At 56.1% G+C, this 22532-nt stretch carries 20 protein-coding genes, 1 tRNA gene and 1 other RNA gene; 7 read left to right on the forward strand and 15 right to left on the reverse strand.

Features of this window, described 5'->3' with window-relative positions; genetic code table 11:
* Nucleotides 1-25 precede the first annotated feature (25 nt).
* Complete coding sequence (locus VEV40_RS06590; RefSeq protein WP_324831025.1) at nt 26-3265, reverse strand: TonB-dependent receptor; 3240 nt, start codon at nt 3263-3265, stop codon at nt 26-28.
* A 480-nt stretch (nt 3266-3745) separates the two neighbouring features.
* Here VEV40_RS06590 and obgE point away from each other — a divergent pair, with 480 nt between their 5' ends.
* The 4 genes from obgE to VEV40_RS06610 all read left to right on the forward strand — a co-directional run bounded on the left by obgE (nt 3746) and on the right by VEV40_RS06610 (nt 7558).
* A complete protein-coding gene (obgE, locus tag VEV40_RS06595; protein WP_324831027.1) occupies nt 3746-4777 on the forward strand; it encodes a GTPase ObgE in 1032 nt (343 codons plus the stop codon).
* Between the two features lie 632 nt (nt 4778-5409).
* Complete coding sequence (locus VEV40_RS06600; protein WP_324831029.1) at nt 5410-5679, forward strand: type II toxin-antitoxin system ParD family antitoxin; 270 nt, start codon at nt 5410-5412, stop codon at nt 5677-5679.
* Complete coding sequence (locus VEV40_RS06605; RefSeq protein WP_324831031.1) at nt 5679-5966, forward strand: type II toxin-antitoxin system RelE/ParE family toxin; 288 nt, start codon at nt 5679-5681, stop codon at nt 5964-5966. The genes VEV40_RS06600 and VEV40_RS06605 overlap by 1 nt, the downstream gene beginning before the upstream one ends.
* Before the next feature lie 38 nt (nt 5967-6004).
* Nucleotides 6005-7558, forward strand: a complete 1554-nt coding sequence (locus tag VEV40_RS06610) for an altronate dehydratase family protein (RefSeq protein ID WP_324831033.1) — start codon at nt 6005-6007, stop codon at nt 7556-7558.
* Between the two features lie 557 nt (nt 7559-8115).
* On the opposite strand, the gene VEV40_RS06615 is transcribed toward VEV40_RS06610, so the two are convergent.
* From VEV40_RS06615 to VEV40_RS06670, 12 genes are all read right to left on the reverse strand, one after another.
* Complete coding sequence (locus VEV40_RS06615) at nt 8116-9420, reverse strand: M23 family metallopeptidase (RefSeq protein WP_324831035.1); 1305 nt, start codon at nt 9418-9420, stop codon at nt 8116-8118.
* Nucleotides 9421-9477: 57 nt separating this feature from the next.
* The gene (locus VEV40_RS06620) at nt 9478-10020 is read right to left on the reverse strand and encodes a thioesterase family protein (RefSeq protein ID WP_324831038.1); all 543 of its coding nucleotides are present in this window, start codon (nt 10018-10020) and stop codon (nt 9478-9480) included.
* 370 nt (nt 10021-10390) lie between these two features.
* On the reverse strand, nt 10391-11296 hold the full coding sequence (locus VEV40_RS06625) for a prolipoprotein diacylglyceryl transferase (protein ID WP_324831039.1): 906 nt from the start codon (nt 11294-11296) through the stop codon (nt 10391-10393).
* A 93-nt stretch (nt 11297-11389) separates the two neighbouring features.
* Nucleotides 11390-11579: non-coding RNA, 6S RNA (gene ssrS, locus VEV40_RS06630), on the reverse strand.
* Between the two features lie 46 nt (nt 11580-11625).
* Nucleotides 11626-11964 carry a cell division protein ZapA gene (locus VEV40_RS06635; protein WP_324831041.1) on the reverse strand — a complete coding sequence of 113 codons (339 nt, stop codon included), beginning with the start codon at nt 11962-11964 and terminating at the stop codon, nt 11626-11628.
* A gap of 29 nt (nt 11965-11993) precedes the next feature.
* Nucleotides 11994-12275, reverse strand: a complete 282-nt coding sequence (locus VEV40_RS06640; RefSeq protein ID WP_324831043.1) for a hypothetical protein — start codon at nt 12273-12275, stop codon at nt 11994-11996.
* A gap of 167 nt (nt 12276-12442) precedes the next feature.
* Nucleotides 12443-14608 (reverse strand): phenylalanine--tRNA ligase subunit beta, encoded by a 2166-nt coding sequence (locus VEV40_RS06645; protein WP_324831045.1) that lies wholly within the window; start codon nt 14606-14608, stop codon nt 12443-12445.
* A 4-nt stretch (nt 14609-14612) separates the two neighbouring features.
* The gene (locus VEV40_RS06650; protein WP_324831046.1) at nt 14613-15530 is read right to left on the reverse strand and encodes a restriction endonuclease; all 918 of its coding nucleotides are present in this window, start codon (nt 15528-15530) and stop codon (nt 14613-14615) included.
* A 41-nt stretch (nt 15531-15571) separates the two neighbouring features.
* Complete coding sequence (pheS, locus tag VEV40_RS06655; RefSeq protein ID WP_324831047.1) at nt 15572-16753, reverse strand: phenylalanine--tRNA ligase subunit alpha; 1182 nt, start codon at nt 16751-16753, stop codon at nt 15572-15574.
* A gap of 115 nt (nt 16754-16868) precedes the next feature.
* Nucleotides 16869-17816: a tRNA (adenosine(37)-N6)-dimethylallyltransferase MiaA gene (miaA, locus tag VEV40_RS06660; protein WP_324831048.1), complete on the reverse strand. Its 948-nt coding sequence runs from the start codon at nt 17814-17816 to the stop codon at nt 16869-16871.
* Nucleotides 17798-17932 carry a hypothetical protein gene (locus tag VEV40_RS06665; protein WP_324831049.1) on the reverse strand — a complete coding sequence of 45 codons (135 nt, stop codon included), beginning with the start codon at nt 17930-17932 and terminating at the stop codon, nt 17798-17800. The genes miaA and VEV40_RS06665 overlap by 19 nt, the downstream gene beginning before the upstream one ends.
* Complete coding sequence (locus tag VEV40_RS06670) at nt 17925-19007, reverse strand: TonB family protein (protein ID WP_324831050.1); 1083 nt, start codon at nt 19005-19007, stop codon at nt 17925-17927. The genes VEV40_RS06665 and VEV40_RS06670 overlap by 8 nt, the downstream gene beginning before the upstream one ends.
* A gap of 161 nt (nt 19008-19168) precedes the next feature.
* Between VEV40_RS06670 and VEV40_RS06675 the strand changes: the two genes are divergently transcribed.
* The 3 genes from VEV40_RS06675 to VEV40_RS06685 all read left to right on the forward strand — a co-directional run bounded on the left by VEV40_RS06675 (nt 19169) and on the right by VEV40_RS06685 (nt 21378).
* Complete coding sequence (locus VEV40_RS06675; protein ID WP_324831052.1) at nt 19169-19687, forward strand: MogA/MoaB family molybdenum cofactor biosynthesis protein; 519 nt, start codon at nt 19169-19171, stop codon at nt 19685-19687.
* Nucleotides 19684-20319 (forward strand): YqaA family protein, encoded by a 636-nt coding sequence (locus tag VEV40_RS06680; protein ID WP_324831053.1) that lies wholly within the window; start codon nt 19684-19686, stop codon nt 20317-20319. Before VEV40_RS06675 ends, VEV40_RS06680 begins: the two co-directional genes overlap by 4 nt.
* A gap of 675 nt (nt 20320-20994) precedes the next feature.
* Nucleotides 20995-21378 carry a hypothetical protein gene (locus tag VEV40_RS06685; protein ID WP_324831055.1) on the forward strand — a complete coding sequence of 128 codons (384 nt, stop codon included), beginning with the start codon at nt 20995-20997 and terminating at the stop codon, nt 21376-21378.
* A gap of 90 nt (nt 21379-21468) precedes the next feature.
* Here the strand turns inward: VEV40_RS06685 and VEV40_RS06690 are convergent, their stop codons facing one another.
* Both VEV40_RS06690 and VEV40_RS06695 read right to left on the reverse strand, forming a co-directional pair.
* Nucleotides 21469-22011, reverse strand: a complete 543-nt coding sequence (locus tag VEV40_RS06690; protein WP_324831057.1) for a DUF6580 family putative transport protein — start codon at nt 22009-22011, stop codon at nt 21469-21471.
* Nucleotides 22012-22456: 445 nt separating this feature from the next.
* Nucleotides 22457-22532: transfer RNA gene (locus tag VEV40_RS06695), tRNA-Ile, on the reverse strand.

Raw genomic sequence — 22532 nt, forward strand, 5'->3', positions numbered from 1 at the left:
CTGAGGCGGATTTTATTTGCCCTGTTCAAAAGCGCAGGCGCATGGCCAGCTGGAGCTGGCGCTCGCGATAGAGAGTCGTGCTGTTGGCATTGGTAATTGTGCCAAACCGGGCCTGGCCATTGGCTCCGCTCAGGAAGGTGAGCCGCCCATTGCCGCCGGGTGCACTGGCGCCGTCGATGGTGTATCCCACCGTATCGATGTTCGTCGCGTTCTGGTGGTTGAGGACGTTGAAGATTTCGCCGACCACTTCGAGGTTGTAGCGCTCGCCGATTCGCGTGTTCTTGGCCAGCCGAGCGTCGATATTGTAAATGCGCGGATAGCGGAAGGTATTTCGGCCCACTGTGGGGATGCGGTTGTCGCCTCCGGAGCCATTAATGCTCGCACCGAGGCCGACGATTTTCGTCGATCGACAAATCCCCAGCAGGAATTGCTGATAGGAACATTCGAGCGATGGAATCGAGCCGGTGGTTCGCATCGTAAAGGGCAGGCCAGTTCGTAGCTCGACGACGGGCGCGATCAGGTATCCATTGACGATATAGCCCCAGAATCCATGAATCCGCCATGGGGCATGAGCGACGGCGCCGCCCGTAATACGGTGGCGAAGGTCGAAATTCGAGTTGCCGTATTCGAGCTTGAAGTCCGTCGGGTCGAGCACATCATGCAGATCGGCGAAGGTGCTCTCATTCTGGTTGTAGTCAACGGCATGAGCGTAGGTATAGGAACCGCTGAGGTCAAGCGCGCGCGAGTGATGGCTGAGTTTGACGACCCCGGCCCGATATGCGGAGTTGGTTTCGCTGAAGATGTCCGTGATTTGCTGGTAGTTCGGATTGATCCGCTGCGTAAAGAAATCCGTCGTGTATGTCCCGTGCAGCGGGCCTTTTCCAGTAGCGTCGTCAATGGTGTAGGTGATGGTGGGGAAAGGCTGGTTGCCGCTGAGATCAATGTTGGCGTCGATAAAGTTGGGCAGCTCGCGTCCAGCGCTGCCCATATAAGTAAAAGTCAGCGTGGTTTTGTTGGGAAGGGCCTGTTCGAGCGACATCTCGACCTGATGAATCTGCGGGTTCTGAAAACGCGGATCGAAATAGACGGCGTTGGGCGCAACCGCCAGCGTCGGCTTGTGGCTGAAGACATAAGGAAACGGCGGCGCCCCCAGATCAGTTGGCCGGTAGAAATAAGTCCTCTGGCCATTCGGCGATCCCGTAGCCGAGAGTGCTGTGAACACAGTCGAGTTGATGATGCGCCCATAGTAGATGCCATATCCGGCGCGAAGGACAGTGTGCCCCTTGCCGCCATTGTCCCAGGCAACACCGAGACGCGGCCCGAAGTTGTTGCGGTCGTGAGGGAGGGCCGCAGTCTGGGGAATGTCGGGGTTAACAAGATTCTTGTTGGTGTTCGGAAGTTGCTCGTACTCGTAGCGCACGCCGTAGGAGAGCGTCAGGCCATGGCGCAGCTTCCATTCATCGGAAATGAATCCGGCGTAATCGATGGTCTGAAATTGAAACTTCGTATAGCCAATACCCTGCTGAAAATACGCATAGCAAGGCAGATCGCCCACGCCAGTTGTTGTCCCCGAACAGTGATTGGGGAAGTAGTAGTCGGCGGCGAAGTCCAGCGGGTTGGAATAATCGTAGGTCCCGTTCTGGTCGTAAAGATTGTCGCTGTAATCGGTGACGTAATTCAGATCATAACCAAGTTTGATGGCGTGGTTTCCCTTGATCCATGTGATGGTGTCCACGAACTGCTGACGGCGCTCGTCGGGATAAGCAGGGCGGTCAAGGAACGCCGGCTTGCCAAAGCGGAAGCCGTCGCTGGATGCGGCAATCGAGATCTGTGGCGCGTGGCCATAAACATTCTTTGACAGGCTCTGCTCAAAGGGCGCGGGAGCCGGAGCGAATTCGGATTCGGTATCGCGCCCATACTGATAGCGGGCTTCGTTGAGCATGTTGGCGGTGAGGAAGTACTGCCATCGCGCGATGCCCCAGTCTTCTTTCACATAGTCGTTCCCGAAACTCGCAACACCATAAGTGTCCGACGCCTGCGTCTGCACGCCATTCAGCGATGACCACCGCATATGGTTGTACTGGAAGACAAGGTGGTTCCGCTCGTTAAGCTGCCAGTCAATCTTCGGGAAAAAGATGACCTGGTTCCCGTTGCGCGGAACGTCGCCGAGCAGACTGTTCAAGCCGTTGAGCAGATTGTTGTAGCTGGCAAGCGCCTGCGCTGGCGTCTGCTGGATGCGCCCGGCAAGCGTCAATATCTGCTGCGCCGAAGGCGTCTCGAAAAATTTCTCCGGAGTACCAGCGCGGGCCACGCCGGGAAAATCGCGCCGATACTGATCATAAGCAAAGAACCAGAAAAGTTTGCCCTTGCGGATAGGGCCTCCGGCATTTAGGCCCCACTGCTTGCGGACATCAGAAGGCTTGAAAGGCGTTGTCACAAAACTGCCCGTCGCAGTACGCGAAGTGAGAGTTGTAAATGGATTCGTCGCACCCCAGTTATTGTCGCGGTCATAGAAAAAGATTTGGCCATGTAGGTCGTTGCCGCCACTTTTCGTCACAGTGTTCACAACGCCTCCGGCAGCGCGTCCATACTCCGCTGAAAAATTCGACGTATTCACCTGGAACTCGCGCACTGCGGCCTGCGTTGTCGAATACCCGATGCGCGTGCGTCCACGCTCTTCGGAGAAGAACGCCTGATTATTGTCCGCGCCGTCAATAGTGTTGTTGTTCAGCAGGACGCTGATGCCACGAAAACTGAGCAGACCATATCCATTCTGGTCAGGCGTAACGCCCGGAGCGAGCAGCGCAAAATTCGACCAGCGGCGGCCATTGCTGGGCAGCTCGTCCACCTGCATCTGGTTGATGTTCTGCGTGACCGCAGCGGTCGTGGTGTCGATGATCGGCGCATTGTCGGTAACGCTGATGGTCTGCTGCGCGGTGCCTACTGCGAGCCTTGGCGCGATGTGGGTGAGCCGGCCTATTTCGACGGTGATGGAATTTTCGAGCAGGAGCGCGAAACCGTCAGCCCCGGCCATAAGCGTGTAGGTTCCCGGCGTCAGTTCCTCAAAATAGAAGCTGCCGGTTTCACTGGTTCTCGCGTTGCGCTCGAACCCGGTCGCCGGATTGCGAAGAGCGAGTTGGGCGTTAGGAATGGCCCGGCCTTCCGCGTCTAGCACTGTCACCGCGATGGCTCCGGCGGTGGTCGATTGGGAGATGCAGCAGGGGACAAGCAGAAGTGCGCACAGCAGCGCGAACCAGACCTTCAAAACCATCTCCAAAACAAATAAAAGAAACTCAGGCCGGAGACTAAGTCGATATCTGAGCAATCACGGAGCCTTGGTTTTCAGGTAGAAGCACCGGCCTTTAGGTCGGTAAATCAATGCCGGAAAAATTTACGGGCTTTAGCCCCGGCTCATCACTCAAACGACTCCTCAGACTCTTCCCTGATCCCCACAAACCAGCAGGCAATACTGCAAAGCCTGCTTTGAAGGGGCACGACTTCAGTCGTGCCGTAAACTTCGATATCACAGCGCCTTTAGCCGCCGAGGCATCGCTTTCATGCCAACACTAAAGCCAACACAAACCCGCAGCAGGACTGAAAGCCTGCTTCGTAAGGGCATGGCTTCAGCCATGCCGCAAGAGATGCAACCCTCAGGGGCTTTAGCCCCTGAGGTAAATGTTCTTCTTCCGACAATTTCAGGATTCGTGCTCCGAGCTTAGCCGATTCGTTAGACTAAACCATAGAAATGTTTATCGATGAAGCGCGAATCCGGGTAAAAGCCGGTGACGGTGGTAATGGCTGCATGGCCTTCCGCCGTGAAAAATTTGTGCCGCGCGGGGGCCCCTCAGGCGGCGACGGCGGACATGGCGGCGACGTGGTCATGGAATCGAGCGAGCGTCACAATACGCTCGTTCATTATCGCTTCAATCCTGAACACAAAGCCGACCGCGGACGGCACGGTGAGGGATCGAACTGCACCGGCAGCGATGGCGAAGACATTGTGCTGAAGGTGCCTGTCGGGACGTCGCTCTTCGACGAAGAGACAGGCGAGCTGGTGCACGATTTCCAGCGTCCCGATGAGCGCTTTGTGATTGCGCGCGGCGGACGCGGCGGTCGGGGCAACCAGCACTTTGCCACGTCGACGCATCAGGCTCCGCGTGAGCACGAGCTGGGCCGTCCGGGCGAGGAGAAGCGTTACCGCCTCGAATTGAAACTGCTCGCCGACGTGGGACTGGTCGGCTATCCCAACGTGGGCAAATCGACGCTCATCTCGCGCCTCTCAGCCGCAAAGCCGAAGATCGCCGATTATCCCTTCACGACGCTGGAGCCGAACCTGGGCGTTGTCTCCATTGGCGAAGCCCCGCACGAAGAAAGCTACGTCGTCGCAGACATTCCGGGGCTCATTGAGGGAGCGCATCTCGGCGCAGGGTTGGGCGTGCAGTTCCTGCGCCACATTGAGCGCACGCGCCTGCTGGCGCATCTGGTGGATGTGTCGGATTCAAGCGGCCGCCCCGATCCGGTCGAAGACTTCAAAGTCATCCTGGGTGAGCTGAAAAGCTTCGGCCACGGCCTCGACGAAAAACCAATGATCGTGGTCGCATCAAAGGCCGACGTAGCCAACCCCGACAAGCTGAAGAAGCTGCAGGCGATGGCCAAGCGGAAGAAGCTTGGGTTCTATGCGATTTCAGCGGTGACTGGCTTGGGTGTGGATGCGCTCAAGTATGCGATTGGGGATCGGGTGCGCGAGTTGCGGGAAATGGAATTGGCGGCGAGTTAGACTATTGTGGCCGCAGAAGCGGTTTGCAGATGACGAGCACGTCTTCAACTCGGCTCCGACAATTCTGTATTCGCTCGGGGTCAGAATAATACTCAATTTGCAGACGGGAATCGTCAAGCCAAGTCATCTTTGTTTCCGTGACATCGCTCGGGCCTGCATACTCGTAAGCTGTGAAATGCTGACAGCAACTCTCTTTTTTAATTGAGACTTGGGAAAAATCTCTCCCGAGAAATCCGGCTTGATACTTCAGCGTGGCTTCATGAAGTCCGGATGGCGAGTTGACTGTCCGATATTGCGGCTTGGGACTCGTCGCGGCAAAGAGCAGAAAGAGTCCCACAACAGGAAAGACAACTATCGCCCCTATCCCGCCACAAATGCGAAGAGATATCCGCAGCCAACGCCACTTGATGCCCGGTGACCACAGCATCAAGACCACTAAAATGAAAACTAATAGTAGGCCAATTAACCATCTCAATCTCAAAATTTCGTTCCACAGATCAGGCCAGCAAGGCATTAAATCATTTCTATTAGTGTGTGAGCAGAAATGCAATCAGGTTTTGTCAGTGCTTTTTCTACCCGATTTCGTTTTTGCGGCTAAAATAAGCGGTAGGAATGGTTCCTACTAGGAAAATATGCCCTCTATAGAAAAAATCAGCATCGCTCTTCCTGCGGAAATGGTGGCTCAACTTCGCGACGCTGTTGACTCCGGAGAGTATGCGTCGAGCAGCGAAGCTGTCCGCGATGCGCTGCGGGAGTGGACGCAAAAGCGGAATCTGCACCAGCAAGGACTGAAAGAGTTGCGGCGAGTCTGGAAACAAGCCATCAAGGATGAAACACCCGGTGTCGCACCGAAGGAAGTGCTTTCTCGCCTTGAAAAGAAATACCGGGCGATGAGCAAATAGTGCGCATCGAGTTTTCGCCCTTCATTGAAGGCGATCTGGTGGCAATCGCCGACTACATTGCACAGGACAATCCGCGTCGCGCGGTTGAGTTCATTCAGGAAATTCGTGAAGAGATACGGCAGATTGGGAAGAATCCTCTTCTCTACCGGCTTCGGCCTGAGATTGGCGAAGAGGCGCGGCTGGCGATTGTCGGCAGGTATGTGATTCTGTTCCGCGTACGGCGTAAGATCGTGAGAATCGAGCGCGTCGTATTTGGTGGGCGTGATTTGCCATTGCTACTACAGTGACGCTCACATCGAATTGACTGCTCGGTTTGGGTGATACATTGCCGACGGATCTTTACACAATACCTACTACAAAGCCTCCGCTCATCCGCCTGCACGCAGCGGATAACGTCGCTGTCGCGCGAGTTTCGCTAAGTCCCGGCATAGTGCTTTCGGAGTTTGGCATATCGATGAAAACCCCTATCCCCACCGGCCACAAAATCGCGCTCAAAGCGATTGCCGCAGGCGAGGCAATCTTCAAATACGGCCAGGTGATCGGTCATGCAACGCGGCCCATCGAGGCCGGTGAGCATGTGCATTCGAACAATCTTGCGATTACCGATCTGCACTTGCGGCATGAGTTCTGCGTCGATGCCGTGGCTCCGGAGTTTTTTCCCGAGGCAGACCGCGCTACCTTTTTGGGATTCAAACGCAGTGATGGACGAGTCGGGACGCGGAATTATCTTGCAATACTCTCATCCGTAAATTGCTCGGCGACTGTCTCCCATGCCATCGCCCGGCATTTCAGTTCATCGGGCGAACTCGATGCGTTTTCGAATGTAGATGGGGTCGCCGCATTCACGCATGGCGGCGGCTGTGCCATGGATGGGCAAGGCGAGGGCTACCATATCCTGACGCGGACGATGGCAGGGTTTGCGCGCCATCCGAACGTTGGCGCGGTGCTCATGGTCGGCCTGGGCTGCGAGACAAATCAGATTCCGGCAATCGTCGAGACGCACTCGCTCACAGCAGGCCCGACGCTGCGGACCATGACCATCCAGGCAACCGGAGGCACGCGGAAAACGATTGAAGCCGGCATCGAAGCGGTGCGAACGATGCTGCCTGCCTTGAACGCGCAGAGGCGCAGCGTGCAACAGGCGTCGGAGCTGGTGCTGGCGCTCGAATGCGGCGGGTCGGATGGCTACTCGGGCATATCAGCCAATCCTGCGCTTGGCTTTTCATCTGACCTTCTGGTTCGTCATGGAGGCACGGCGGTTCTGGCGGAGACGCCGGAGATTTATGGCGCGGAGCATCTGTTGACGCGCCGGGCTGCCACGCCGGAAGTAGCACAGAAGCTGCTCGACCGGATCGAGTGGTGGCGCGATTATGCGGCGCGCAACAAAGGCAGCCTGGACAATAATCCATCGCATGGCAACAAGGCAGGCGGGCTGACGACAATTCTTGAAAAGTCTTTGGGAGCCGTCACCAAAGGCGGCATGTCGAGACTCGAAGCGGTATACGAATACGCGGAACGAGTGACGAAGCGCGGCTTTGTCTTTATGGACACGCCCGGATACGACCCCGTCGCCGTGACTGGCCAGATCGCGGGCGGCTGCAACATGCTGTGCTTCACCACCGGACGCGGATCGACTACCGGCTACAAGCCGGTGCCCTGCATCAAGCTCGCCACCAACACTCCGATGTATGAGCGCATGACAGAAGACATGGACCTGAACTGCGGTGAAATCGTCACCGGAGAGAAGACAATTGAAGAAATCGGCCGGCAGATTTTCGACAAAATCCTGGCCGTGGCCTCAGGCGAGCGGACCCGCAGCGAACAGAACGACTATGGCGATTACGAATTCGTCCCCTGGCAGGTAGGCGCGGTGATGTAATCCACACTCCAGAGAATGACCGAAATAATGACAGCAAAAACGCACTTATCTGCCACTTTCTGACACAAAAAAGCCTCTTAAAGCCGCCAAAATGATAAAGAATTTGTCCGTATCGAAGAATGCTCGTCCGACAGCGGGCTTAGTTCTGGTTGGTTTCGTATGGGCACGGCTTCACAGACTGCAGAAAATATAGTTTGCCCTCCGCAGCAGAGGCTGGGTAAAAGCGGTGGGCTTTAGCCCACCGAATAAAGTGGGGGGGCCGAAGGCCCTACCTCACTGCCGTAGGCCAGAGCGAAACCGAAGGTGCAGCGACTTTTTTGTCAAGCCCTCAGCATGCTGCAAGGTTCTAACTAAACTAGAAACAATTACTTACAGCGCCATTCACGCGGCAGGAAATCCCCTCAATCTGCTATAATCAAAAGTGAAAAGGCATGGCCAAAAGCCATGCCTTTCTTATTTCTAACGCAAGTTACATAAAACAAAGGATCTCCGGACAAGATAGCCTCTGTAAGTAGCTGAAAATAAACGATCCCCGTACAGCATGGGGGAGGGGGTGGTCAGCCCTGAAATCCCGGTAAATCCACGCGGCTGGCGATGTGGTCCTTGATCCAGTGAGGGTCCCACCATTCCTTGGGGTCGATCTGGATGCCATCCAGCAGCATTCCAAAATGGATGTGGTCCCCTCCAGCCATTCCGGTCATGCCGCTGATGCCCATCACCTGGCCGCGCTTCACCATGTCGCCTTCGTGCACGTTGATCTGGCTCAGGTGGCCGTAGAAGGTCATGAGCCCATAGCCGTGGTCAACGACGATGCAGTTGCCATAGATGCCGAGGGGGGCGGCGTAGACAATGCGGCCATCGTTCGCCGCCTCGACGCCAACATGCTGCGTGACGGCCAGGTCGTAACCGAGATGGGTCTGCTGATCGATCTTCTTGCCCTTGTAGATGTAGTTGCGCGTATCTGCGAAGTGGGCCTCAGCCGCCGCATGTGCCTGTCGCAGGAAGGGCTGCGACCAGAGAAAGTGGTCGGCTGTCTTGGTTCGGAGATCGAAGAGCGTCTGGTTGTCGGCCTTGCGCATTTCGTTGTTGATCTTTACGAAGCGCGCTACCGGATCACCGGACCCGTTCGGATCGAGTTCGTTGACGACCTTGTTCATGAAGGCGTCGGTGATCTGCAGATCGCGGATGGAGTATTTGGGCTGCTCCTTTTTAGGAAACTGAAAGACGAGCGGGCTGGTGACTTCATTGCCCGCCCCGTTCGATGCGTAGGCAACCGGGGCGGTGTCAGGCGGCATGTTCCAGGCAAAGGCGAAGAGCGAAAAGTAGCCGGACTTGCCATCAGGCGTGGGCCACGCGCGGAAGGTCTGGTCGCCGACGCGGATGCCGGCCCCTGTCCACGCGCCCGAGATGTTCAAGGTGGCAAGATCGGCCATGCCGAGATAAAGGTAGTGCTGGTCGGAATCGGCGGTGATGCTGGGCGGCTGGGTTGCAACGTTGACATCGCGCTCCCAGTGGACTGTCTTGCCAAAAAGACCATTCCCGGTGGCTTCAATGATCAGCTTCGCCTTGCCGTCCTTAAGCTGCGGAGTGGATTTCGCTCCGGCAGTGAAGCTCCATGTGCTGGTTGCCGTTTTCGACGGTTGAGCGGCTTCCCAGACAGAATAGCGGCTGCCATTCTGCTCGACGAAGGCCTGCGCTTTACGAACGCCCTGCGGATCGCGCACAACGACCGTGATGGGCGTGGCCTGTCCGAGAATGGTAATGGAGGGCGACACATCTACCGCGGGCGACGCTGAACAGCCGGAAAGGAAGGCAAGAGGCAGAAAAACTATAAGAAGGGCTGGAAGAAAAACTTTTCGCACAAAAATATCTTAGCGTCCCTCTGTGTGAATAAAGACGCGTGATTCAGCCAATGCCACTCATTTGTAACTATCGAGTCGCTGCTTCGTAATTTCGTTCCATTGCGCCAGCGATTCTGACACCGGCGATGAAACCGTTCCCGGCGAAACCATATCTATGATCAATTGCGGCGGGATGTTCCCCTGCTTGTTGCGGAAAAGTATTTTCCCGCAGGCGATGGCGGCGAGCCCGGATTTCGAGTGGAAGCTCTGCTCCATGTAAAACCACTTCTCGTCCCAGCAGAGCGTTCGCGTGCGAAGCTCGAAGGCTGTCCAGAGATCCAAAGACCGGCGATAGGTGATATCGACCGAGCCGACCAGCGCTACCCAGCGCTCTTTCAGCGCGTGTGACAGAATGCCATTGGCGGCCATCATGTGGATGCGTCCGTAGTCCATGCAACTGAGATAGCGCGAGTTATTAAGATGGAAATAAAAATCGATATCATTGGGCCACACGCGCATGTGGATGCGGTCTTCGTCGAGCACGCTGATGCGCGGCAGCGGCCGAATGCGCTGGCGTATGGCAAGCAGTGGAATGCGGATGAAGCTGTTAATGTGGGCCATCTGGCTAAGTGGTTCTTTTCAAGAGTACACAAGTAATCAAACAGCCTATTACGACATAGTTTCTGAAAAACCCGATTGTGGGATGGATCGCATAGGTGCCGCGCGATAAAGTTCAGACATTGAGTAGCACTTGGGGGAGGGCTACTGAATCGGACGCCCGTAGACAAAACTGGTCTACGGGCGTTTTCGTTAGGTGTTTCTCCCGCGACCACGGGACGAACACTTATGCGATTAATGCTTTTTAAAGTATTGAACCTCGCGCTCGTGCTGCTTTGCCGCTTTTAGCGAAGAAAAAGTGCCAAGATTGCGGCGCTTGCCTGTCGACTCATTCTTCTTACGCGAATAAAGACGGTATTCACCGGATTTGAGTTTACGAATCATACTCTAACGGATGCGTAGAGAATGCCGCGGGTTTTCGGCGTATCCAAAGCACTGCGCCTGCGACCGTAAGAGCGACAGCCAGAATTTGCGCGATGGTAATGGCTTCATGCAAGACGAGGCTCCGGCTGCCTCGGTAGAAATCCAGAAAATACAGGGTGATTCCGTAGACAAAAAAAAATGTCCCGGCGATGTCGCCGTCATGCGGGCGACGCGGAAGCTGAAACAGCAGGACGGCCAGCAACAGAAACAGAATCAGCGCCTCATAAAGCTGGACAGGATGCAGACGTATTCCTAATGGCGTGCCCGACCAAAGCGTAGCGAGCCCATGTTTGTAGATGATGCCCCACGGTTTGTCAGTCGGTGACCCATAATCCGAACCTGCGGCGAAGGTCCCAAGACTGCTGATGGCAAGGCCGAGTGCGATTGCGGGAGCGAGACAGTCAAGTGTGCGGCGCAGCGGCAGGCGGGCTGCGAATATGTATCCGAGACAGGCACAAAATGCCAGCAGTACGCCACCATAAAATGCGCCGCTGCTGCGGACGTTGACTAGGCCGAGCATCCAGAACGGATGGGCGAGAAAGTCGCGTAGGTGGAAGAAAATCAACAACAGGCGCGAACTCAGCAGCGCCGTCAAAATGCCAATAAGGCTCAGGTTCCAGATTTTATTTGCGTCGAGAGACAGGCAACGCGCTGTTTGCATGGCTAATGCGAGGGCTGCGACTAACGCAATGGCGGCAAAGACGCCGTAAGTCGGGATGGCGATGTGTCCGAACTGGAAGAGGCGTGGGTACAAGGCGGTGCGGACCTTCAACGATGATAGAAGCGGAACCAGTAGTAGATGACGTAGATCCAGCCAAGGCAACCGTGCAAAATGGCCCACCAGAATGCGTGCCATTTCGTCCACGACAAAACTAACGCAAAAGCGGAGCCAAAGGAGATACCTGTGGTTGCAGCGTTGTTGGCCATGGTTTCCTCATGAAGAAAGCAAAACCGACCCACGGGGCCGTGGAGCGACGCGCCGGTGAACCCGTCCTAAGACGGTGGGAACTCTCCGCGGCTCTTTAGGCATTCCGGACTGGCGGACACTGCGCACCGAGCCGATTGTCGAGTCGAGCTCCCTGTTCAATGAATGTAGGTTCAACCGACGTTAACCGCTGCCACCTGCTTTGCAGGCCGGTTTCTAGTTGGATGCTAGCGGGAGACGGCGCAGATTGCAAGCGGCCCTCAGCTGATCTTGCGGTCTTCCATCAGCACGGCATCGAGCAGGCCATTGAGCTTGCTGGCGCGGTTGCGCAGATTTTCTTTTGTTGTACCGGCCAGCGCATTATAGCGCTGTTCAAGCGCCGAAAGTTCATCGGCAATGTTCAACGCTGCGAGAACGGCCACGCGCAGCGAATCGACGCTCTTGCCCTGCGCTGCAACCGTGCGCATTTTTGTATCAACCACCTCGGCCAGATGCTGGATATATGCGGGGTCTTGTCCGCGGAGACGATAGGTCTGGTCGTAGATGTCTACGGTTACGAACTGCGCGGCGTTGGTGCTTTCATTCTGAGAATCGGCCATGAATCACTCATACTCCTGTTGCGATTTTCTCAGGCAGAAATTTCTTCCAGTTGGCCCAGCAGGCGCTCAACGCGGCGGCGCACGGTTTCGCGCTCCTTCTCGAAGGCTTTCACCTGCTCCTGTGCCTCAGTCAGTTGCGTCGATTGCTCATCGAGCAACTGCTGCAGAGTGGCGGCATTCTGTTCAGCCGTGGCGCGGGCTTCGCGCTCTTTCTTCAGCAATTCAACTGCGCGCAGGACGCGCTGTTCGAGCGCGTTGAAATCGTCGGCAGTAACGTTGACTTCAACATCTTTCAGTGCAAGCGTGGACATCAGTACCTCTTTTGACGGGGGAAATTCAGTCGTTCTTCGCGCAGTATAGCTGGTTTTACGCAGAGGAAAATCATCGATTGCACGGGAATGTGTGCAGGCGCAACCAGTTTGTTACGTGAAAGTGAGGACAGGGGCCCACATCTCGATTTTGAGATGTGGGGTTCGAGCTAGCTCCGTAATTTTCCGCCCAGAGCTTCAACTGCGGAAATCACGCGTTGTGCGTAGCCTTGCAGCTCGTCTTCCTGCAATGTGCGGTCCTGGGCCTGGAAGACGGTCCGCAGCAGCAGCGAGGTGTGCCCGGCGGGAACCAGCTTCGAGTCTTTTTCGTCCAGGATTTCGACTGCCTCAAACTGCTGCAACTCGGGGATGCCTAGTGCAGTGAGCGCTTCTGCTATCTGTTCCCAACGTGTAGCTGCGGCAAGAATGAAGGAGAAGTCGCGGCGCACGGCTTGGAAGCGGGATAATTCACGCACGACAGGCTGGCGCAGAGTCTGCTTATAAAGGCGGTCGAGATAGATTTCGCCAATATAAATGGTTTGTTTGATCTTGCGGCGCTGGGCTTCCGCCGGGTGAAGCTGGCCGAAGTAGCCAACTGTTGCTCCATCGATGGCAGCGCGCGCAGAGCGGCCCGGATGCAGCCATGCAGGCATTAAACCTGAATCAGAAGGAAAGCGGTCGAAATAGAGCGACTTGGCGAAAAATTTGCCGAGTAGGGCTTCGACGGTTCCCTTAACATCGTAGAAATCAAGCTCACGCGATGGTTGATGTGGGCCTGCAAGAGGCAGCTTGCCGGTTGCGCCGATGGAGAGCGCGGGCTTTTCTTCGACTTTGTCTGTAGTTCCCTGAAAGACTGTCCCCAATTCGAAGAGCATCACGTCTTCCATATCGCGGTTGAGGTTGAGGGCAAGCATGCCTAACATTCCGGAGGCGAGCGAGGACCGCAGCATTCCTGCTTCTTCGCTAAGTGGATTGCCGAGCGGGATGGCTGAGTTTGGCTGCGATGCAAATGTAACCGCATCAGCTGCAGAACAGAAGGTACTGGAAACGGCCTCCGTCCAGCCAAGACCAAGCAGAGTGCTGCGGATGGTCGATTCTTTTTCCGCCCATGGGAGCTCGACGACCGCTCCTGCAAATGTGGGTAGCGTGTTCTGGAAGCGGTTATAGCCGTAGACGCGGGCGATTTCTTCGATGAGGTCGATTTCGCGTTCGAGATCGAGACGCCAGCTTGGAAGCAAGACCTGATAGTCGGCTTTGCTACCGCTCGGGACAGAAACAGCGCGCGATGGATCGAGGTCTTGCGCTGCCGTCGATGTTTGGTGAGTCCCGTTCTTATTGAGCCTGCACCCAAGCCCTGTAAGGATCGTTTCCGCCATATCGGGTGTGATTCCTTGGGAATCTTCGGTTGCGCCAAGGATGCGCTTTGCTTCGCTGACGGCAAAGGTGATCGCCGGCCGCCTGGCGGTGCGTTGCTCGGCTTCCGGAATCATCACATCAACGAGATCGCCTTCAATTTCGCCCCCAGCTTCAAGAATGATGCTGCTGACCAGCGCCGAAGCGACGGGCGGAGCATTGAAATCGGCCCCGCGCTCGAAGCGGTGTGAGGCGTCGGTATGCAACAGATGGCGTTTGGAGCTGCGGCGCACGCTGGCGGGATCGAACCATGCGGCTTCGACGAGGATATTCTTCGTCTCCGGCGTGATCATCGTGTCCCAGCCGCCCATCACTCCGGCGATGGCCAGGGCTTTCTTTTCATCGGCGACGACGAGATCGTCGGAGTCGAGTGTGCGTTCGATTCCGTCGAGCGTTCTGAGTTTTTCGCCCTTGCGAGCGCAGCGCAGGATGATGCCGCCTTCAAGCTTATCGAGATCGAAGGCATGGGTTGGATGACCCATCGCCTGTGTGACGTAGTTCGTTGCGTCAACAGCGTTCGAGATGAGTTTCTGTTCAAGCAGGCGGAAGCACTCGGCTACAATGCCGGCGGATTGAGTGATTTTCACATTGCGCAGGACGCGGGCGGTGAAGCGTCCGCAAAGGGTTGGTTCTTCGATCTTGATTGGATACGGCTTCGTTGATGGCTTTGCTGTGGGCAATTTCGGGTTGAGATCGAGCAGCTTCAGTCCATAGATGGTCGCCGCCTCGCGCGCGATACCGTAGTGATTCATCGCATCGACGCGGTTGGTCGTGATGTCCATCTCGAAGAGAGAGCCATTCGCACTGAGATCGAAGACACCTTCGACGGCAATGCCGCGTAGGGTAAGGTCATCGGCAAGCTGACGATCGGTAACGTCGAGTTTCGGCAAATAGGAGCGGAGCCAGGAGGAAAGAATCTTCATTTACTTATCCAAAGAAGTCTTCGTCTACCTTTTTCAAATAAATTGCTTCTTCGACTTTGCAGCCAACGTCATAACGGATCATCAACTTAGCAAGCTGCACACCATCAATCAGCACTATCCTTTTGCTCAAAAATTCAGCAGTTTCCTTAGCAGAGGATGAGAAACTTGAGGTAGTAACCAGTAATCCTTTGGCGGCTTTGTGCCTATCTAGGCTGCCGAAGAAATCGCGAACCGCACCTGCTCCAATAGAATGCGAATCACTATATCTCTTGGCCTGCACATATACTCGATCTAGTCCTAGAGCGTCTTGATCCACAACTCCATCAACTCCGTCATCTCCTGACCGGCCGAGTGCCCTGCCAGCTTCTTCAACTGAACCACCGTAACCCATACTCAACAGGAGACGAATAACTAATCGCTCAAAAAAAGCAGGACTCATCTGTCGAACGCGATCAATTAACTCTTCAGCAAGCGCAGTTTCAAGTTGCTTGTGCGCTTCTCGAATGATCTCGTCGGGAGTTTCTTTGACTTCTGCGGGCGGTAGCATCGCGAGTGGTACCGATTGGGCAGGCAACTTACTAGCGGATCGATCTCGAAATTGCCGGAATTCTTCAAACTTCATAAGCAGGTTGTTGTCGATTCGCGCAGGATTTGAAGCAAGGACTTCACGGCCACGCTCCGTAAGCGAGTAATGCGCTCGGCGGTTGCTAGCAATCAATCCTGCTTTCGCTAAGTAGGTCTTAGCCCATCCAACGCGATTTGCTAAGGTTTGGGTACCTGATGGCAAAAGTTCTGTACGTTCGTCCTCAGACAAATGAAGTTCATCGGCAAGCTGCTCTACTACATAGCCGAGCCGCACTTCTCCTTTGGCGGCTGCCCTGAGCACCGGCAGCATAAGTGATTGATAATCAGGGATTGCCAAGGATCACAAACCTCCTGTAACGATCATCTCTACTTGCTGCTTCATGCGAACTGCTCCAGAAAGCGCGCATCACCCGAATACAACAAGCTGATATCGCTGATGCCGTACTTCATCATGGTGATGCGGTCGACGCCCATACCGAAGGCGAAGCCGCTGATCTTCTTCGGGTCGTAGGCGGGCTGCTTGCCCTGAACGAATCCGAAGACAGCCGGATCAACCATGCCGCAGCCTAATAACTCGATCCAGCCTGAGTGCTTGCATTTGCGGCAGCCTTTGCCGCCGCAGAAGGGGCAACTGATCTGCACATCGGCGCTTGGTTCGGTGAACGGGAAGAACGACGGAAAGAAACGCGTCTTCACGCTCGAGCCGAAGTACTCCTTCATAGCGTGGTCGAGCGTACCCTTCAAATCCGAGAAGGTGATGTTGGTGTCAACGCAGAGGCCCTCGATCTGCTGGAAGATAGGCGAGTGCGTGGCGTCTGCTGCATCGTTTCGGTGGACCTTTCCCGGGATGACGATGCGCACCGGCGGCGGCTGCTGCTCCATCGTTCGTATCTGTACCGGAGACGTGTGAGTGCGCATGAGCAGACGGTCACGCAGTGGCTTGCCCTCTTGATTTGCCACGACCAAAGTGTCCTGCGTATCGCGCGCCGGATGGCCGGGCGGAAAATTGAGCGACTCAAAGTTGTAGTAGTCGGTTTCGACCTCTGGGCCGACGCCCACCGAATAGCCCATGCGTTGGAAAACAGCGACCATTTCGTGCATGGTCTTGATCAGCGGGTGCTCGGCACCGAGGGTGCGGTGCGTCCCAGGGAGAGTGATGTCGATGCCTTCGGCGTCGAGTCTAGCGCGAAATTCTTGCTCTCTCTTGGCGTGAATCGGTTCGTAGGAAAGACTCACTCCAGGCAATACAGGTCCGGAACTGTAACGGATAGGTATCGAATCGGAGACCGCGAGAATTCCCTCAATTTTGTTCTTGAGATCGTTGAAGCGCTGGCCGATGAGCTTCTTCGCCTCAAGCGGCGCGGACTTCAGCCATGCATCGCTGATCGACTTGAGTCGGCCCTGCTTTCGACCCAGCCAATGCAGGCGGAATTGCTCGATTGACTCATCAGACGAAATCGACTTTGCCGATTCATCGACCTCGCTTGTCAATTCGGCAAAGGCCTTGCCCAATGCGGCTTCACTGTAGGCGCTTAGCGGTGGAATTCCCTCTTGCGACATGATCTCTTTGAGGATAAATCAGGTACTGCGCGCAACGGTGGAACGCTTACTTCGCGCCCCAAAAAACAGGCCCTTCCCGTTTGCTTCGTTCTGGGTCGGGACGGTGGAGTGCAAATTATGACGACTCGCTCAACCTCTCATCGATTAAATCAATGGCCTTCTTTTGGATTCGCGCCTCATCTCCGAATCCGTGCAGCCAGTACGTCTCCGTCTCGCGCCGGAACCACGTGAGCTGGCGCTTGGCATAGTTGCGATGCCCCTGCTGTGCAAGAGATATGGCGTCCAATTCGCGGTAATCACCGCGGAGCAAAGCGCGTGCCTGCTTGTAGCCAAGTGAATCAAAAGGCTGCTGATCGCCATATTTTTCCAGCAGCATCCGGGTTTCTTCGACCAGCCCGTTCTGGAACATGGCCGCTGCGCGCTTGTTGATGCGCTGGTAGAGATAGTCACGGTCGGGTTCGAGTCCTATGCGCAAGATGCGGAAACCCTTAAGCGCTTCGCGCCCCTGTTCCCATGCGTGGGACATGGGCTGCCGCGCAGCGATGCAGACTTCGAGCGCCCGGATTAGCTTGGGCTTATCGTTGGGATGGATGCGTTCGGCGGACTTCGGATCGAGACGCATCAGGATTTTGTACAGCCAGCCACGTCCGTGCTTCTTATCACTCAGTTTCAGACGTTCGCGCAGCGATTCCGAGCGCTGCGGCCCGACAAAGAGGCCGTCGATCAGGGCACGCAAATAAAGCCCGGTGCCGCCGGTGACGATGGGTGTACGACCACGCTCGACGATTTCGCCTAGCGCAGCACGACCTGTCCGGCTGTAATCGCCTGCCGTGTAGTGTTCAGTCGGGTCGACGACATCGATGAGATGATGTGCAATCCGTTCGCGATCGGCCTTATCGGGCTTGGCCGTGCCGATCTCCATGTCGCGATAGACAGCGACGGAGTCGCAACTGATGATTTCTCCGTTAAGCCGTTCGGCGAGATGCAGCGAAAGGGATGTCTTGCCGCTGGCGGTGGGTCCGGCCAGGATAATCAGCAGCGGGTCTACCAAACGTGCCACCATCCGCGAGGAAAGACTGTATGCGCAGGTGCGCGAAAGAGCGCAACTCCCAGAATAACGGCGGCAACCAGCAACAACCCGATGATCTGGCGTTTGCGGTATTCCTGGGCGTTACTCATCTTCCGGCCGGATGTTATAGAGGAAGTAGAAACGCAGCTCCAGATATGGGCCTTTGAATTCCTTCGGTAGTGGAGGATAGGGCGAAGCGCCGGTGATGCCGCCCCACGCCGCATGGTCAAGGGCTACGTCGCCTGACGGGAATTCCAGGATCATCTGCTTCACGCTGCCGTCAGGCAGGATGCGGAAGCGGATGCCCACTTTGCCCTGCTTGTTAAGCGGAGGACGCGCGGACTCGGGGATGATTGGCCACCAAGAGCGCTCTGTGTCGTAAATAATGCGCCGAATATATGGACCGAAATCGACACCCATCGTGTCGCTGAGAATATCGATTGCGCCGGTCTCGCCGGGATGCTGCGATGGCGCGTTGGCGCCCATGTCGCCGCCTCCGCCGTATTGGCCGGGACGCATGGCGTTGCGCGCCGCCTGCTGGATGGCTTGGCCGGCGGTCACTGCCCCGGTATTGAAGTTCGGCTGTGTTGGCTTCGGGGCCTCAAGCTTTGCCTGATCGTTGTTCTGCAAAGGCTGTGACGGCCGCTGCTGCGGCATGGGCTGTGGCGGAGGAGGCGCAGCGGCCTGCTGCTGCGGCATGGGCTGTGGCGTCTGTCCCATTTGCTGCGCAGGTGGAGCAGGCGCTGGCGGGCCAGCGCGCTTCATCGCCTGCAACTGCTGGAGCGTCTTCCGGTCGAGCGTCGGGTTCTTTGACTGTGCGGTTCGGTTCTGGTCGGAGATGATATTTGACTGCTTAGGTTTGACCTTCTTCAACGCATCAGGCAGATCGAGATAGGTCAGCTCTTTCTGGCGCTCCTTCAATATCTCCGAAGGATCAACAACACGGATATGGCGATGCCAGACGTACTTCGGCCCATAGAGCAGGAACCAGAAGACGATCATATGAATGATGATCGAAACCCAGAAGACCTCGCGCAGCCGTGCGCGCGCTCGCTCGTCCCGAAGGTCGTCCATGACCTGGAGAAGCTCATGGCGTTCGAGGTGTTCGTAGCGTTCGCTTCTGGATTTTCGCGGCGGCTCGGGAGGCGCGCTTGCGGGACTGGTTGGGACTTCGGTTATGGGCATTCTGGAACGGTTTCAGGCCGCTGTAATTGTATTAAGGGATACCTCTATTCTCTCATACACACTACTGCGTACCGGCAAAAGCCTACTCTCTTCAGACGTTTCGGAAACGGAAAAGTTCTATTGAGTGATGCACTTGGCCCTGGCCATTACAATCAAAGGGTATGCTTCAAGCCGCCGTCATTACTATCAGTGACTCCTGCTTTCAGGGCCGCCGTGCCGATGCCTCCGGCCCGGCGGTGGCCGAAGCGCTGGTTGCCGGCGGTTTTCAGGTTGTCGAGCGGGTCACGGTTCCCGACGAGCAGCCCGCAATTGAAAAGGCGCTGCGACGTTGCGCCCGGAATGTTGCGGTTGTCGTCACCACAGGAGGGACGGGCGTTGCCCCACGCGATGTGACGCCTGAGGCGACGCGCAACGTCTGCGAGCGGCTGCTGGACGGTGTGCCGGAGCTGATGCGCGCTGCTGGACGCGAGGAGACAATCTACACCGCGTTGAGCCGCGCCCTGTGTGGAACACTGGCGCAATCGCTCATCCTGAATTTGCCGGGAAGCCCGCGCGGAGCGGTCACTTCGCTGAAAGCTGTCTTGCCGCTCATTTCACATGCCTTGAAGCTGCTCCAGGGCGAAGACGCGCCACATACGGACGCCCAATCTGCGTCTGAAGAAAGCACACGACAAGTTTGAAGCATCTCACCTCCCTTTTCCTCAAGTTCACGGCATGGTTGCTCGCCCTGCTCAAGCCGCTCGGTTTCTGGGGCGCGGGCGCAATAGCCCTGCTCGATTCGAGCACCATCCCCATGCCGATGGACCTCATCATTTCCGGCTATGTCTGGGCCGATCGCCGCCATTTCTGGGTCTATTGCCTGATGGCCGCCATCGGGTCATCCATTGGCGGACTGCTGCCGTTCTACCTGGGCCGCGCCGGTGGCGAGCTGTTTCTGCTGAAACGCGTGAACCGCGCCCGCTATGAGCAATTGCGAGACCGCTTTGAGCGGCAGGAGTTCTTCGCCCTTTTTGTGCCCTCGATGCTGCCTCCGCCTACTCCATGGAAGCTGTTTGTCTTTGGGGCGGGCGTGTTTGAGATGCGCCTGCGGGATTTCCTTGCCGCCGTCTTTCTGGGACGGCTGGTCCGGTTTATGGCCGAGGGCCTGCTGGTGCTCTACTACGGTCCGGAGATTGTCACCGTCGTCCACGATCTGGCGGTCAAGCATTTGATAGCAACGCTGGTCGGAATAGGGGTGGTTCTCGCGGTGCTCGTGGTGATAGCCGTGCGCAAAAGCAGGAGCAAGCGGCGGGCTGGCGAGTTCGAGAATTAAGTACCTAATCAGCGGGATCGAGTTCCACATCCAAAACCAATCGGCTGCCAGTGCGTAGTCAGATGGACATCCCATTCTCAGCACTCTGCGCCCATTCCTGACGTTACATACGATTTAGATCTTTCACCTGTAGGTCAGCAGGGACTTCTCCACAAAGTGCGCAGGTTCGTGACAATAACCGGGGCCGGGGCCAACCAATGCAATATGAGCAGCTAGTATAGTCGGATTGGTGTGGTACGACTCCCGTGCCATAACAATATGGACACTCAACACCATCATAGGTCGCCCCGATCCAGGAATGATGGGTTGTGTCACAGCGTTTACACCTGCAACCATCCCACTCGTGATGGGCTTCGCCGCAGTGTTTACACTTGCAACCATTCCACTCGTGATCGCGCCGCCCAAAACAATTAGACCTTTGACAACGACAGCCACGCCACTTGTGACCGAATAAGCGGCAGAGAAGATTCACGACCGATCCTCGAACCTCAGAATTTTACAGCTATCGCGCCGTATCTGAAGCCATAAGGTTTATTTCGAATATTTTCAAGGAGTGGGGGCCCTGATCAGCGTCAAGGTCCTTCCGTCAAATTTCACAAGAACTCGATGGCGATTTGACGCCCCGCGTCAGTGAAAATCGTAAGGTCTGCATAGAGAGGAAGAACTATGCGACCGATGATTCGAGTGTTCACGTTGGCAGCCATCGCAGCAAGCGCGACGGCGGCCTTTGCTTCTGAAAAGATGACCGTCAATGTTCCCTTCAACTTCCAGACTCACGGGAAAGCATTTCCAGCAGGCAAGTATCAGGTGGAGTTCGACTCGCTTGAGAATGCTCTGAGGCTCTTCAATAAAACCGACGCGAGTAAGTCCTTTATGTGGGTCGCTTCACCTGCAGAATATAGCCCTAAGATGCCAAGGCTCGCCTTGAAGTTCGACAGCGAAGCTGATGGCACGCATGCATTGCGGACAATCCGATTGGCAACGTGGGAAACACCAGTGCTGGATAAAGGTGAAAAGCTTGTCGCTCAACCCGAAGTGTCCATCACCGGCGGGCGGTAGGTGGGTTCAGCGGAGACACGAAAACAAATTCGTTATGCGAAGCAACCACCCCATTAGTTCAATCTAGGGAGTGGGTTGAATGGCAAAACTTTACGCAGCCCGATGCGCGGAGATTTCGTTCGCGCGGAAATGTTCAACCAGCGCCGGCAGGCCGAATGCGAGCCCAGCGACCAGCGTGGTGGAGAGCAGGTCGTTGCGGTAGAACGGCAGGCCGGCGGCATAGGCGGTCATCAGTCCGCTGAAGCTGTGCGGGTAGATGCCGCGGAGGACCGCCCAGGCGGCGAAGTTGGTGGCGAGAAAGAAAGTCGTTGAGGACAGGATAACGCCTGCGCCCACGCGCGCAACCGAGCGGCGGTCCCGCAGCAGCAGGTGGCCAAGGACGATGACGGCTGCATACCAGGCCCAGGTGATGAGGTAGTCCTGCGCCGCGAACGGATAGCTATAGACGTAGACGGTCATGTAGTAGTCGAGGCCGATGAGCGCAATCAGGGGCAGAACAGCCTGGCGCAGCGGGCGCCGCGCGCCGAAGAAAAGCAGCGACCCGCCGATGGCGGTGAAGTTGAGCCAGCTATGATGCGAGGCCACGGCAACGCGGCTCAACATGGCAAACACAATCAGAAGGTAAGCGGACATTCTCATCACCTCGGCAAGACTTGGGAATCTCATTATTTCACGCCTGAGAGCATGTTTCCCAGAGATAGCGCGAAAGTTGACCTGATAAAATTCGTGCTCGACGCGCGCAAACGAATGAGGTGTCCCGACGAAAGCATAGGACCAAATGCGGTTGAACTTACATCCGACGATCTACGCGACATCGAAAGCGCGATTCAAAGATTTATGGTGCAAGGCGCCCGCCATCCCGAAAAACTGAAGCAGATGACGAATTGGGTGATATATCGCTGGTAATGAGCGTGTTGAATCACACGACCGCTCAGATGGCATGATCTATCAGCATCCTGGCCTTGAAACGGTGCGCACTATAGTGAATGAAAATTACCTGGCCATACCGCTGCGTCACAACTTGCGCCACACGGCAGTGATGTGAAGCACGCTATAGTGCATAAGTTATTGAATCGAATGGTGGGCCCGGAGGGATTTGAACCCCCAACCAAGGGATTATGAGTCCCCTGCTCTAACCATTGAGCTACAGGCCC

The organism is Alloacidobacterium sp. (assembly GCF_035631355.1).
GTDB lineage: Bacteria > Acidobacteriota > Terriglobia > Terriglobales > Acidobacteriaceae > Alloacidobacterium.

Coding starts and splice junctions, on each gene's coding strand:
- VEV40_RS06635 (WP_324831041.1), bottom strand. CDS start 11,964: ATGGCCGATTCTCAGAATGAAAGCACCAACGCCGCGCAGTTCGTAACC.
- VEV40_RS06685 (WP_324831055.1), top strand. CDS start 20,995: ATGATTCGAGTGTTCACGTTGGCAGCCATCGCAGCAAGCGCGACGGCG.
- VEV40_RS06625 (WP_324831039.1), bottom strand. CDS start 11,296: ATGGCACGCATTCTGGTGGGCCATTTTGCACGGTTGCCTTGGCTGGAT.
- VEV40_RS06600 (WP_324831029.1), top strand. CDS start 5,410: ATGCCCTCTATAGAAAAAATCAGCATCGCTCTTCCTGCGGAAATGGTG.
- VEV40_RS06690 (WP_324831057.1), bottom strand. CDS start 22,011: ATGTCCGCTTACCTTCTGATTGTGTTTGCCATGTTGAGCCGCGTTGCC.
- VEV40_RS06665 (WP_324831049.1), bottom strand. CDS start 17,932: ATGAGTAACGCCCAGGAATACCGCAAACGCCAGATCATCGGGTTGTTG.
- VEV40_RS06645 (WP_324831045.1), bottom strand. CDS start 14,608: ATGAAGATTCTTTCCTCCTGGCTCCGCTCCTATTTGCCGAAACTCGAC.
- miaA (WP_324831048.1), bottom strand. CDS start 17,816: ATGGTGGCACGTTTGGTAGACCCGCTGCTGATTATCCTGGCCGGACCC.
- VEV40_RS06620 (WP_324831038.1), bottom strand. CDS start 10,020: ATGGCCCACATTAACAGCTTCATCCGCATTCCACTGCTTGCCATACGC.
- VEV40_RS06670 (WP_324831050.1), bottom strand. CDS start 19,007: ATGCCCATAACCGAAGTCCCAACCAGTCCCGCAAGCGCGCCTCCCGAG.
- obgE (WP_324831027.1), top strand. CDS start 3,746: ATGTTTATCGATGAAGCGCGAATCCGGGTAAAAGCCGGTGACGGTGGT.
- VEV40_RS06640 (WP_324831043.1), bottom strand. CDS start 12,275: ATGTCCACGCTTGCACTGAAAGATGTTGAAGTCAACGTTACTGCCGAC.
- VEV40_RS06675 (WP_324831052.1), top strand. CDS start 19,169: ATGCTTCAAGCCGCCGTCATTACTATCAGTGACTCCTGCTTTCAGGGC.
- pheS (WP_324831047.1), bottom strand. CDS start 16,753: ATGTCGCAAGAGGGAATTCCACCGCTAAGCGCCTACAGTGAAGCCGCA.